Origin of the sequence: Streptomyces sp. NPDC087859, assembly GCF_044742595.1 — a bacterium.
Taxonomy (GTDB): domain Bacteria; phylum Actinomycetota; class Actinomycetes; order Streptomycetales; family Streptomycetaceae; genus Streptomyces; species Streptomyces canus_F.
This window is the reverse complement of sequence record NZ_JBIUUU010000022.1, coordinates 178,525-189,621: the sequence shown is the minus strand read 5'-3', so window position 1 is coordinate 189,621 and position 11,097 is coordinate 178,525. Positions and strand designations below refer to the sequence as shown.

Sequence of the window (11,097 nt, the reverse complement as noted above, 5' to 3'; positions counted from 1 at the left end):
CTTTCCGGGTGGGGGGGCGGGGGCGGGTGGAGCGCTCCCGCCAAAACGCCCCCCCGGGGGGGCCACCCGGCGGGGGGGGGTCGTCTGGGACCCCCCCCCCCCCCCCCCCCGGCACGCCCCCGGTTCACCGTCCGCTACGGCAGTGTGAAGCCCAGTGACTCGGCCGCCTCCGCCGGCGTCGGCTGTGCCCATCGCTCCGCCATCGCCTGGCCCGAGGACAGCGACCGCAGCTCCGCCCGGTCGAGGTAGAGCAGGCCGTCGAGGTGGTCGGTCTCGTGCTGCACGATCCGCGCCGGCCACCCGGAGAACACCTCGTCCACGGCGTGCCCGTGCTCGTCCTCGCCCGTCAGCCGCACCTCGGCGTGGCGCGCCACGACCGCCTGCCAGCCCGGCACGCTCAGACAGCCCTCGAAGAACCCGGCACGCGCGGTGCCGACCGCCTCGTACGACGGATTGACCAGCACCCGGAACGGCTGCGGCACCCGTCCGCGCGCCACCCTGATCTCGTCCGGCACCGGCGCCGGGTCCTCGATCACCGCGATCCGCAGGGGCACGCCGACCTGCGGAGCCGCCAGGCCCACACCCGGCGCCGCGTGCATGGTGATCCGCAGCGCCTCGACGAACCGGGCCAGCAGCGCGGAGTCCAGCTGCCCCTCGAACCGCTCGGTCCCGCGCCGCAGGACCGGATCACCGGCCGCCACGATCGGCAGCGGGCCGTCGCCCGCCAGGAGTTCCTCGACCAGCCCGGCAAGGGGCGCGTGATGACGGGGAGTTGCCATCGCGCCAGGATGCCATGCCCTCCAGCCCACCTTTGTGTGACGCAGGTCACTTCAGCCCCCGGGAACTCGAAGGCCTCCTCCCCCGACTACTGGACCGGTACAGCCGAGAAACGTCCCCTGCCCCAGAAAAGAACCGCCGATGACCTCCGCTCTCACGAGGACCACGGACGAGGCCCCGAAAGCCGCCGATCCGACGCCGTCACGCAGCAGTTGGGCACCGCTCCGCCCCCTGCTGCTGCGCCTGCACTTCTACGCCGGACTGCTCGTCGCGCCGTTCCTTCTGGTGGCCGCCTGCACCGGACTCCTCTACGCCGCTTCCTTCCAGGCCGAGAAGATCGTCTACGCCGACGAGTTGACCGTCTCCGCGGTCGGCGACACCAAGCTGCCCATCTCCGAGCAGGTCACCGCCGCCCGCGAGGCCCACCCCGAGGGCACCGTCGCGGCCGTCCGCCCCTCCCCGCAGGACGACGCGACGACCCGGGTCCTGCTGTCCGGAGTCAAGGGCGTCGACGCCGACCACACCCTCGCCGTCTTCGTCGACCCGTACACCGCCGAGGTCCAAGGCGCCCTCGAACAGTACGGCTCCACCGGCGCACTGCCCCTGCGCACCTGGATCTCCGAGCTCCACCGCAATCTGCACCTCGGCGAGACCGGCCGCCTCTACAGCGAGTTCGCGGCGAGCTGGCTGTGGGTGATCGCGAGCGCCGGCCTGGTCATGTGGTTCACCCGCCGCCGGGCCCAGCGCAAGCTGCGCGGGACCAGCGGGCGGCGCCGCACCCTCGGCCTGCACGGCGGCGTCGGCGCCTGGGCCGCCGCCGGGTTCCTCTTCCTGTCGGTGACCGGTCTGACCTGGTCCACCTACGCCGGCGCCAACATCGACGTACTGCGCTCCTCGCTGCACCAGGCCACCCCGTCGATCTCCGCGAGCACGGGTGGCGACCACTCCGGGCACGGCGCGTCCACCGCGGCCGGGGACGCCGAGCACGGCGTCGGCCTCGACAAGATCCTGGCGGCGGCGCGGTCCGAGGGACTCGGCGATCCGGTCGAGATCGTCCCGCCCGCCGATGCCTCGTCGACGTACGTGGTGAAGCAGGTGGGGCGCAGCTACCCGACGAAGCAGGACGCGGTGGCCGTCGACCCGACCTCCGGCGAGGTCACCGACGTGCTGCGGTTCGCCGACTACCCGGTCCTGGCCAAGCTGACCCGCTGGGGCATCGACCTGCACACGGGTGTCCTGTTCGGCCTGGTCAACCAGATCGCCCTGATGCTGCTCGCGCTCTCCCTGATCCTGTTGATCGTGTGGGGCTACCGGATGTGGTGGCAGCGCGGGCGGGGCTCCGCCTTCGGCCGTCCGATCCCGCGCGGGGCGTGGCAGAAGGTGCCCCCGCTGATCCTGCTGCCGTGCGTGGCGGGCATCGCGGTCCTCGGGTACTACGTCCCGCTCCTCGGTATTCCGCTGGCCGGGTTCCTCGTCGTCGACATCGTCCTCGGGGAGATCAGCCACCGGCGGGGGAGGCGCGCCGGCGCGGCGGCCTGACCGTACGGCAGCACAGGGGCCCGGTTCCGTGGCGGAACCGGGCCCCTGCTGTCGTGCTCAGAGCGTGTCGAAGTCACCCGCGAGCGCGGAGGCGAGGCGGATGTGCGGCCCGGCCTCCGCGTGCCGCCCCTGCCGCTCCAAAGTGCGGCCCAGCATCAGACGGGCGTACTGCTCCACCGGGTCGCGCTCCACGATGGTGCGCAACTCGTCCTCCGCGCGGCGCAGTTGGGCCGAGTGGTAGTAGGAGCGGGCCAGCAGCAGCCGGGGTCCGGTCTGCTCCGGAACCTCCTCGACCAGCCCGTCCAGAACGCGTGCCGCGGCGGCGTAGTCCCTGGCGTCGAAGAACATCCGCGCGCGCTCCCAGCGCTCCGCCGGTGTTCCGTGGTCGTAGTACGTCGTCTCCACTTCGACCTCCTTCGGGGCCGTCAACGGAGAGAGTTGGTTCAATTTTCCACTACTTGTCGAGGGTCGCGAGCTCGGCGTCGGCCCGGTCGGTGATGAGGGTCAGCACGCGTCCGGAGACGGCGAGGTCCTCCGTCGGGATGCCGTCGTAGATCCGGGCCGTGATGGGCGCGGTCTCGGCGGACGTCCTCTCGTACAGCTCCCGTCCGGCGTCCGTGATCCGCACCTGTGACGGCTCCCGCGGAGCCACCAGCTTCGCGGCGATCAGCTCGTCGACCACGGCGTGGGCCTCCGTGGCGCCGATCTTCAGTGAACCGACGACACTGTCGACGAGCCGGCTCCGCTCGACGGGTCCGTCGGCGACGGCCACGACCCGCAGGGTGACGGACTGCTGGAACGTCACGCCGTGGCGGGTCAGCACCCGCTCCAGGACGCCGCGGGCGGCGTAGTGGGCCAGGGCTATGACGCGGGGGTTGAGCAGGGGAGTGGTGGTGGTCATGACTGCTCCTTGTCGGGCTCGCCGGTGACGGCGAGTGGATCCAGAGGTGCGTCGAGCAGGGTCACGAGGTCGTGCTTGAAGTCCCGGGTGCGCTCGCTGTCCAGGCCGCCGAACGGTGTCAACAACTGCTCCAGGAGGCCCTGGACGACCTTGATGGCCTGCCGGGTCGTGTCGCGGCCCTGCTCGGTGAGGGCCAGTTGCACGGCGCGGGGGTCGCGGGGGTCACGGGTGCGCTCCAGGAGGCCCGCGGACTCCAGGGAGCGCGCCAGCTTGGACACGTACAGCGGCTCCAGTCCCACATGGTCGGCGAGGCGCCGCTGACTGGGGCGCTCACCGGCGCGCTGCATGCCGTACAGGGACGCCACCAGCGAGTACTGCGCGTGGGTGAGTCCCAGCGGAGCCATTGCGCGGTCCACCGCGGTCCGCCACTTCATCGACAGTCGCCACACCAGGAATCCGGGTGTCGCCTTTTCGGAACCCTCGCTCATGACAAATACAGTACATGGCTACTATGTACATGGCTACTATTTTTCGAACGGGCCCGGACGGCCCGGACGACGGACTGACGGGACGCCTCTCGCGGGGCTAGGTTGGGCGCCATGAGCAATCTTGATCGCGAGTCGGTTCCCGCCCTGTGCGGCGGCCGCGGCTTCGTGGTGGCGGAGCCCGTTCGCGAACTCCTCAGCCCGCGAACCGTCAAGCTCGGCGAGTCCACCGAGGTCCGCCGGCTGCTGCCCAACCTGGGGCGCCGCATGGTCGGCGCCTGGTGCTTCGTCGACCACTACGGCCCCGACGACATCGCCGACGAGCCCGGTATGCAGGTGCCGCCCCACCCGCACATGGGCCTGCAGACGGTGAGCTGGCTGCACCAGGGCGAGGTGCTGCACCGCGACTCGACCGGCAGCCTCCAGACGATCCGCCCGCGCGAGCTGGGCCTGATGACCTCCGGGCGGGCCATCAGCCACTCCGAGGAGAGCCCCAAGTCGCACGCCCGCTACCTGCACGGCGCCCAGCTGTGGGTGGCCCTCCCCGACAGTGACCGCCACACCGACCCGCGCTTCGAGCACCACGCCGAACTGCCGGTCGTCACGGCACCCGGCCTCTCGGCCACCCTGATCCTCGGCGCCCTCGACGGCGCGACCTCGCCCGGAACGACGTACACCCCCATCGTCGGCGCCGACCTGACCCTCGCCCGCGGCGCGGACGTACGCCTCCCGCTGGAACCGGACTTCGAGTACGCCGTCCTGTCCATGTCCGGCGAGGCGCGGGTGGACGGCGTTCCGGTCCTGCCCGGCTCCATGCTCTACCTCGGCTGCGGCCGCACCGAACTGCCGTTGCGCGCCGAGTCGGAGGCGTCCCTGATGCTCCTGGGCGGTGAGCCGTTCGAGGAAGAGCTCATCATGTTCTGGAACTTCATCGGCCGCACCCAGCAGGAGATCGAACAGGCCCGTGCGGACTGGACGGCCGGTTCACGCTTCGGCGAGGTCAAGGGCTACGACGGTGCTCCCCTGCCCGCTCCCGCACTGCCGCCGGTGCCGCTGAAGCCGCGCGGACGGGTGCGCTGAGCCGCGGATCCCGCGCCGGTCACAGGGTGAGGAGCACCTTCGTGGCGCGGCGCTCGTCCATGGCCCGGTAGCCCTCGGCGGCCTCTTCGAGGGGCAGGGTGAGGTCGAAGACCTTGCCGGGGTCGATCCTGCGGTCCCAGATGAGCTGGATCTGGTCGGGCAGGAACCGGCGTACCGGGGCGGGGCCGCCCTCCAGGTGGATGCCGGCGAGGAAGAGGTCGAAGCCGCGGATGGCGACGTCGTAGTTGACGCCGACGAAGCCCATGTGGCCGCCGGGGCGGGTGGCGCCGATCGCCTGCATCGTCGACTCCTGGGTGCCGACGGCCTCGACCACCGAGTGCGCGCCGAGCCCGCCGGTGAGCTCCTTGATCTTCGCGACGCCCTCGTCACCGCGTTCCTCGACGATGTCGGTCGCGCCGTAGAAGCGGGCCAGCTCCTGGCGCTCGGAGTGGCGGGACATCGCGATGAATTGAGACTCGGCACGCCACAGAGAAAAGGACACCGACATGGCACTGATCCTGGTGACCGGAGCATCCAGCGGGCTCGGGCGCGACACGGCGGACGCGCTGGCCGACGACGGCCACGACGTGGTCGTCCATGTGCGCAACCCGTCCCGTCTCACCGGCCCGGACGACGCGGCCCGGTGGCGCGGCGTCATCACCGGGGACCTCGCCCAGCCGGACGAGATCCCCGGCGTCGCCCGGCAGGCCGCCGCATTCGGCCGCTTCGACGCCGTCATCCACAACGCCGGCACCATGCACGTTCCGGACGCGGTCACCGTCAACACCGTCGCGCCGTACGTGCTCACGGCGTTGATGGACAAGCCGGCCCGGCTCATCTACCTCAGCAGCTCGATGCACCGGACCGGCTCCACCGAGCTGCGAGAGCTGTCCACCGCGAGCGCCGCCTACGACGACACCAAGCTGTGGGTCACCACCCTCGCGCTCGCCCTCGCCTCCCGCTGGGACGGCACCACCAGCCATGCGGTCGACCCCGGTTGGGTCCCCACTCGCATGGGCGGCGCGGGCGCCCCGGACGACCTCACCGCCGGCCACCGGACACAGACATGGCTCGCCACCCACCCCGACGTGACCCCGCGGACCGGCGGCTACTGGTACCACCGGCGGCCGCAGTCACCCCACCCCGCAGCCCAGGACGCGGAGTTCCAGGCCCGCCTGCTCCAAGCGCTGGAGAGCCGCACGGGCGTCCGCCTCGACTGAGCGTGACACCCACAGGGACAGACAGGAGGACACGCCGGGTCGGCGTCGCGTGACCGGCGGCTACCAGGTCACGGGCAGCTCGTAGACCCCGTACACCACCCCGTCGTCCTTGAACGGGATCTTGTCCAGTTCGACCGCCCGCCGCAGGGTCGGGACGCGGCGCAGGAGGGTGCTGTAGACGACCTGGAGTTCCAGGCGGGCCAGCGGCTGGCCCAGGCACTGGTGGATGCCGAAGCCGAAGGCCATGTGGCGGCGGGCGTCGCGGGTGACGTCGAGGCGGGCGGGGTCCGGGAAGCGGTCGGGCTCCCAGTTGCCGGTGGCGCCGGGGATGATGACGCCCTCTCCGGCGCGGAGGGTCTCGCCGCCGATCTCGAGGTCCTCCAGGACCACGCGGCGCTGGCCGTTGTGGACCACCGTCAAGTAGCGCAGCATCTCCTCGACGGCACCCGCGACGACCTTGGGATCGTCGGTGTCGCGGACGAGCGCCAGCTGGTCGGGGTGTTCCAGGAGGGCCAGGACACCGAGCGCGATCATGTTGGCGGTGGTCTCATGGCCCGCGCCGAGCAGCAAGAGGCCCAGCATCGCGGCGTCGAGGCGGCCGAGGTCGCCGTCCCTCATCCGGGCGGCCAGGTCGGAGAGCATGTCGTCGCCCGGGGTGGCGAGCTTCGCCTGGAGCTGCTCGTCCAGGTACTGGAGCAGCTCCCCGCTCGCGGCCCTCGATTCCTCCACGGAGGCGTCCCGGCGGACGCCCACCTGGCTCCTGCTCTGGAAGAACTCGTGGTCGTCGTACGGAACTCCGAGCAGTTCGCAGATCACCAGCGACGGGAGCGGCAGTGCCAGCGCCTCCACCAGGTCGGCGGGGTTCGGGCCGGCCAGCATCGTGTCGATGAACCGGTCGGTCATGCGCTGCACGGCCGGGCGCATGGCCTCGATGCGCTTGACGGTGAAGGGGCCGGTGACCATGCGACGTATGCGCGCGTGATCGGGGTCGTCCATGTTGAGGAAGGACGGCGGCATCTGGGAGTAGGCCTCCTGGAAGGCCGCGCTGAAGTGGGGGAATCCCGGCCGCCGGGGATCGACGCTGAGCCGCGCGTCGCCGTACAGCGCCCGCTGGTCCTCGTAGCGCGTGACGAGCCAGGGGGTGCTGCCGTCCCACAGCCGGACGCGGGCGACGGGCCGCTCGCTCCGCAGCCGCAGCATCTCCGGGGGCGGGGCGAAGGGGCAGTCGGCCGCACGCGCCATCGGGAAGTCGGGAACGGTGTCGGTCATCTCACTCCTCGGGGTGGGGGGAAGGGAGTGGGCGTCATGGAAGTCCGCGAAGCTGACAACTCCCGGTCATCGGGCTGACAGGAGCCGGATCTGGCCGGATCACGCGGGCGGAGGGCAGTGATCTCGCCATGTGTCCTGTGGGAGATGCGAATGAGCGCGATCCTGCTCTCGCGTCGACGGTTCCCGGGTGGCCCCGGGGCGCGGGCCACCCGAATGGCGGCTCCCGCTTGACGGGCGGACGATGGAGTGGTGGGGCTCGACCCCCGCCGGTGCCGCGTGCGGTGGCCGGGGGACGGAGACTGCCCGAGCGAGCGATCTGAAGGGAGCGTCGACATGCTGGAGATGAAGATCCTCGACAAGCCGGACGAGCGGCGGGACTTCCCCCGAGGGCATCTGGAAGCCGTCCATCTGACGGGCCTCGACTTCGCTGTCGGGACGTTCGAACCGGGCTGGCGCTGGTCCGAGTCCGTGGCGCCCCTCGCGGGGACCAGCAGCTGCGAGGTCCACCACAACGGCTATGTGGTCCAGGGCAGGATGCACATCCGCATGGACGACGGCGACGAGGGCGAGTTGGGTCCCGGCGATGTCTTCGTGGTCTCGGCCGGGCACGACGCCTGGGTGGTGGGCGACGAGCAGTGCGTCGTCTACGACTTCGCGGGCGGCATGGCCAAGGACTACGCCAAGAAGAGCGACGGCTGACCTTCGGGACCCCTGCCGGCGAGCGTACGGGCAGGTGAAGGCCTGCCTCGCGGCCTATCGCGCCGCGCTGTGCCCGGAGGTGAGCGCGGCGCGCAGTTCCGCCAGGTGCGCGGTGTCCGCCGGCAGGCTCAGCCCGGTGAGGAGTTTCAGAGCGGCAGACGGGTCGAGGTCACCGTAGACGTCGCGGTGACTGCCCAGCAGGCCCTCGAAGAGCGCCGCGTGCAGTGCCTGGAGGCGAGCGGCGATGCCGTACGCGCTCTCCTTCACCGCCCAGGGGACCGGGCCCGAGCACTCCAGGACGCGGCGGGCCCGGCGGAGCAGCGCCTCCGGGCTGTCGGTCCGCAGGCGGCCGGCGTCGCGCCCGAGCACTTCGGCGAAGGCGGCCTCGCAGGTGTCGCGGTCCTCGAACCAGTCGGCCCACAGCGAGTAGGTCACGGCGTCGGCCGCCTCTGGGGCCTCCAGGCGCCGCCGGTAGCCGTCCCAGAGGATGTCGGACGGCAGCGGGCCGCCCGGGCCTCGGTCGGCGAACCGGATCTCGCAGGTCACCCAGTAGTCGTCGAGGAGATCCAGCAGCCCGAACGCCAGCCCCAACTGCCCTGCCACATCCAGACGTTCGTCGGTGAAGGCCTGTCCCGCCCAGGAGTGGGCGATTTCGTTGGCGGTGAGCTGCCTCCCGGGAGTGTCGCCGTCGTTCCACGCGTCGTCGCCGACCTGCGTGACACCGGCCTCCGCCAGCCAGCGTCGGGCGTCCTGTCCGGCCTGCGTGTCCATCCGCACAGTATGGAGGCTCAGATCGGCAGGAGCCGCCCCACCAGCGTGCCCAGCTGCTTGGCGTTGCGGCACTCGTGCATCTCGACGAGCTCGGCGTACTCCGGCGCGGCCGAGTCGCCGGTACCCCACTGCGCGTGCTGCTCGGGGTTCAACCAGTAGACGCGCCGGGCCCGTTCGGAGATCTGCCGGACGGCCGCGAGGTTGGGGTCGCTCATGTTCGTCCGGGCGTCCCCGAGGACGAACACGGTCGTGCGCGGGCCGACCGCGTCGCCGTAGCGCTCCGCGAACTCGCCCAGCGCCATGCCGTAGTCACTGCTGCCGTGATAGCCCGTGAGCGCCGCCTCCGACCGGATCCGGGCGCCGAGCCCCGCCGCGTCGGCCGCGCCGTGCTCCAGCAGCCCCGTCACCTCGTCGATCCGGTTGACGAAGGCGAACACCCGCACCTTGCTGAACTGGTCGTGCAGGGCCTGCACCAGCAGCATCGTGAAGTCGGAGAAGCCGGAGACCGAGCCCGACACATCGCACAGCAGCACCAGTTCGGGCCGCGCCGGGCGGCGTCTGCGCAGGACCGGCTTCATCGGCACCCCGCCGGTCGACAGCGAACCGCGCAGGGTCCGCCGCAGATCGATCGTGCCCCGGGCCGCCCGGCGCCGACGGGCCGCCAGCCGTGTGGCCAGCTTCCGCGCCAGCGGCTGAACCGTCCTGCGCAGCTCGGCCAGTTGGGCCTTACCGGCGAACAGGAAGTCGACCCGGTCGGCCGTGGGCCGCACCGCACGCCGGGCGATCTCGTCCCGATCACGCCGCTCCGCCACCCGACGCCGTGCCTCCGTAGCCACCAACGCGCGGAAGGACTCGATACGCCGCCGGATCTCGTCGTCGAGCAGCCGGTCGGCGAACCCCGAACTCCCGCCCTGCGCACGGACATCCGCGCGGACGCGGGCGAGCAGCGTCTGCGGGCGGACCCGTTCGAGGGCCTGGTACGACGACCAGCCGTCCGAGGCGGGGGAGGAGCCGTATCCGCCGAAGCCGTCGACGGCTTCGACCGCCAACCGGGCCATCATGGCCTCGTCGCCCGCGGCGAGGGCGGCCGCCAGCCGGTCACGCAGACCGTCGCGGCTCGTGGCGCCGGTCTCGGGCGCGCCGACGCCCCGCGGGAAGTAGAGGTCGAAGACCGGGTCGAACACCGGCCGTTGGGCCGTGCCGTGCAGCAGCGTCGCCGCCAGCCCCTCGCGCAGCAGCTCCCGGTCCGCGAGGCCGAGCGCCGCCATCGCCTGGGCGGCGTCCACCGTCTCGCCGGTGCCGACGCGGATGCCGTGGGCGCGCAGGGCGGCGACGAGCGACGTGAGCCGCTCGGCGACCGGTGTGCTCACAGCGCGTCCAGATCGAGCTTCGCCGCCGCCTTGAGGACGTCGTCCTGATGCTTGAGGAGGACGCCCAGGGTGTCGCGTACGACGCTCTCGTCGAGCGTGTCGGCGCCGAGCGCGAGGAGGGTGTGCGCCCAGTCGATGGTCTCCGCGACCGACGGCACCTTGCGCAGGTCCATCGCCCGCAGCGCACCCACCACCCGGACCACCGACTCGGCCAGCGCCGCGTCGAGCCCCGGCACCTTCAGCCGTACGATCCGGCGCTCCAGCTCCTCCTCGGGGAAGCCGATGTGGAGGAACAGGCAGCGGCGGCGCAGCGCTTCGGACAGCTCGCGGCTCGCGTTGGAGGTGAGGACGACGAAGGGGCGGCGGGTGGCGGTGATCGTGCCCAGCTCCGGCACCGTGACCTGGAAGTCGCTCAGCACCTCCAGGAGCAGGCCCTCGACCTCGACGTCCGCCTTGTCGGTCTCGTCGATCAGCAGGACCTTCGGTTCGTCGCCGCGGATCGCCGTCAGCAGCGGGCGGGTGAGGAGGAACTCCTCGCTGAAGATGTCCGTGCGGGTCTCGTCCCACGTCTCGTCGCGGCCCGCGCTGATCCGCAGCAGCTGCTTGGCGTGGTTCCACTCGTACAGCGCCCGGGACTCGTCGACGCCCTCGTAGCACTGCAGCCGTATCAGCTCCGCCCCCGCCACCTGGGCGACGGCCTTGGCGAGCTCCGTCTTGCCGACCCCGGCGGGGCCCTCCACCAGGAGTGGCTTGCCGAGCCGGTCGGCCAGGAAGACGGTCGTGGCGACCGAGGGCGAGGCGAGATAGCCGGTCTCGGCGAGGCGCGCGGAGACGTCGTCGACGGAAGTGAACAACGGGGGCCTCCAGGTCGGCGGCGTGAGCAGTCCAGGGCAGTCCACCTATCTAAGCGCTTGTTCAGCGCTCGTGTCACCCCGGATCCGGGGTCGGCCGGGCTCTCGCGGCGTGACGGTGTGCACATCGGCGTC

The 11,097-nt window shown here is 71.8% G+C and carries 12 protein-coding genes and 1 pseudogene; 4 read left to right on the top strand and 9 right to left on the bottom strand.

The window, feature by feature from the left end; translation table 11 throughout:
• Positions 1-134 precede the first annotated feature (134 nt).
• Positions 135-779, bottom strand: a complete 645-nt coding sequence (locus ACIOHP_RS41485) for a peptide deformylase (protein ID WP_401895608.1) — start codon at positions 777-779, stop codon at positions 135-137.
• 139 nt (positions 780-918) lie between these two features.
• Here ACIOHP_RS41485 and ACIOHP_RS41480 point away from each other — a divergent pair, with 139 nt between their 5' ends.
• Complete coding sequence (locus tag ACIOHP_RS41480; protein ID WP_401895606.1) at positions 919-2,316, top strand: PepSY-associated TM helix domain-containing protein; 1,398 nt, start codon at positions 919-921, stop codon at positions 2,314-2,316.
• Between the two features lie 57 nt (positions 2,317-2,373).
• On the opposite strand, the gene ACIOHP_RS41475 is transcribed toward ACIOHP_RS41480, so the two are convergent.
• The 3 genes from ACIOHP_RS41475 to ACIOHP_RS41465 are packed head-to-tail and all read right to left on the bottom strand — an operon-like array spanning position 2,374 to position 3,705.
• Positions 2,374-2,721, bottom strand: a complete 348-nt coding sequence (locus ACIOHP_RS41475; RefSeq protein WP_401895604.1) for a tetratricopeptide repeat protein — start codon at positions 2,719-2,721, stop codon at positions 2,374-2,376.
• A 49-nt stretch (positions 2,722-2,770) separates the two neighbouring features.
• Positions 2,771-3,217 carry a MarR family transcriptional regulator gene (locus tag ACIOHP_RS41470; protein ID WP_401895602.1) on the bottom strand — a complete coding sequence of 149 codons (447 nt, stop codon included), beginning with the start codon at positions 3,215-3,217 and terminating at the stop codon, positions 2,771-2,773.
• The gene (locus ACIOHP_RS41465; RefSeq protein WP_361549781.1) at positions 3,214-3,705 is read right to left on the bottom strand and encodes a MarR family transcriptional regulator; all 492 of its coding nucleotides are present in this window, start codon (positions 3,703-3,705) and stop codon (positions 3,214-3,216) included. The genes ACIOHP_RS41470 and ACIOHP_RS41465 overlap by 4 nt, the downstream gene beginning before the upstream one ends.
• A gap of 111 nt (positions 3,706-3,816) precedes the next feature.
• On the opposite strand from ACIOHP_RS41465, the gene ACIOHP_RS41460 reads away from it, so the two are divergent.
• Positions 3,817-4,782 carry a pirin family protein gene (locus ACIOHP_RS41460; RefSeq protein WP_401895600.1) on the top strand — a complete coding sequence of 322 codons (966 nt, stop codon included), beginning with the start codon at positions 3,817-3,819 and terminating at the stop codon, positions 4,780-4,782.
• A 19-nt stretch (positions 4,783-4,801) separates the two neighbouring features.
• On the opposite strand, the pseudogene ACIOHP_RS41455 reads toward ACIOHP_RS41460, so the two are convergent.
• Positions 4,802-5,254 (bottom strand): annotated as a pseudogene (locus tag ACIOHP_RS41455) (zinc-binding dehydrogenase); the annotation flags it as partial.
• A gap of 34 nt (positions 5,255-5,288) precedes the next feature.
• Here ACIOHP_RS41455 and ACIOHP_RS41450 point away from each other — a divergent pair.
• Positions 5,289-6,002, top strand: coding sequence for an SDR family NAD(P)-dependent oxidoreductase (locus tag ACIOHP_RS41450; protein WP_401895598.1), 714 nt, complete (start codon positions 5,289-5,291; stop codon positions 6,000-6,002).
• 60 nt (positions 6,003-6,062) lie between these two features.
• Here the strand turns inward: ACIOHP_RS41450 and ACIOHP_RS41445 are convergent, their stop codons facing one another.
• A complete protein-coding gene (locus ACIOHP_RS41445) occupies positions 6,063-7,271 on the bottom strand; it encodes a cytochrome P450 (RefSeq protein ID WP_401895596.1) in 1,209 nt (402 codons plus the stop codon).
• Between the two features lie 333 nt (positions 7,272-7,604).
• On the opposite strand from ACIOHP_RS41445, the gene ACIOHP_RS41440 reads away from it, so the two are divergent.
• Positions 7,605-7,970, top strand: coding sequence for a cupin domain-containing protein (locus tag ACIOHP_RS41440; RefSeq protein ID WP_361549793.1), 366 nt, complete (start codon positions 7,605-7,607; stop codon positions 7,968-7,970).
• 54 nt (positions 7,971-8,024) lie between these two features.
• On the opposite strand, the gene ACIOHP_RS41435 is transcribed toward ACIOHP_RS41440, so the two are convergent.
• From ACIOHP_RS41435 to ACIOHP_RS41425, 3 genes are read right to left on the bottom strand one after another with little or no spacing between them, the layout of a single operon-like run.
• Entirely contained in the window at positions 8,025-8,741 is a 717-nt protein-coding gene (locus ACIOHP_RS41435; protein WP_401895593.1) for a hypothetical protein, read from the bottom strand.
• A gap of 17 nt (positions 8,742-8,758) precedes the next feature.
• Entirely contained in the window at positions 8,759-10,111 is a 1,353-nt protein-coding gene (locus ACIOHP_RS41430; protein WP_401895591.1) for a VWA domain-containing protein, read from the bottom strand.
• Positions 10,108-10,965 carry an AAA family ATPase gene (locus tag ACIOHP_RS41425; protein ID WP_401895588.1) on the bottom strand — a complete coding sequence of 286 codons (858 nt, stop codon included), beginning with the start codon at positions 10,963-10,965 and terminating at the stop codon, positions 10,108-10,110. Before ACIOHP_RS41425 ends, ACIOHP_RS41430 begins: the two co-directional genes overlap by 4 nt.
• Between the last annotated feature and the right edge of the window lie 132 nt (positions 10,966-11,097).

Bases quoted from the DNA above. Each gene is read 5' to 3' on its own strand.
- ACIOHP_RS41460 (WP_401895600.1), top strand. From the start codon at position 3,817: ATGAGCAATCTTGATCGCGAGTCGGTTCCCGCCCTGTGCGGCGGCCGC.
- ACIOHP_RS41445 (WP_401895596.1), bottom strand. From the start codon at position 7,271: ATGACCGACACCGTTCCCGACTTCCCGATGGCGCGTGCGGCCGACTGC.
- ACIOHP_RS41485 (WP_401895608.1), bottom strand. From the start codon at position 779: ATGGCAACTCCCCGTCATCACGCGCCCCTTGCCGGGCTGGTCGAGGAA.
- ACIOHP_RS41480 (WP_401895606.1), top strand. From the start codon at position 919: ATGACCTCCGCTCTCACGAGGACCACGGACGAGGCCCCGAAAGCCGCC.
- ACIOHP_RS41465 (WP_361549781.1), bottom strand. From the start codon at position 3,705: ATGAGCGAGGGTTCCGAAAAGGCGACACCCGGATTCCTGGTGTGGCGA.
- ACIOHP_RS41440 (WP_361549793.1), top strand. From the start codon at position 7,605: ATGCTGGAGATGAAGATCCTCGACAAGCCGGACGAGCGGCGGGACTTC.
- ACIOHP_RS41450 (WP_401895598.1), top strand. From the start codon at position 5,289: ATGGCACTGATCCTGGTGACCGGAGCATCCAGCGGGCTCGGGCGCGAC.
- ACIOHP_RS41470 (WP_401895602.1), bottom strand. From the start codon at position 3,217: ATGACCACCACCACTCCCCTGCTCAACCCCCGCGTCATAGCCCTGGCC.
- ACIOHP_RS41435 (WP_401895593.1), bottom strand. From the start codon at position 8,741: ATGGACACGCAGGCCGGACAGGACGCCCGACGCTGGCTGGCGGAGGCC.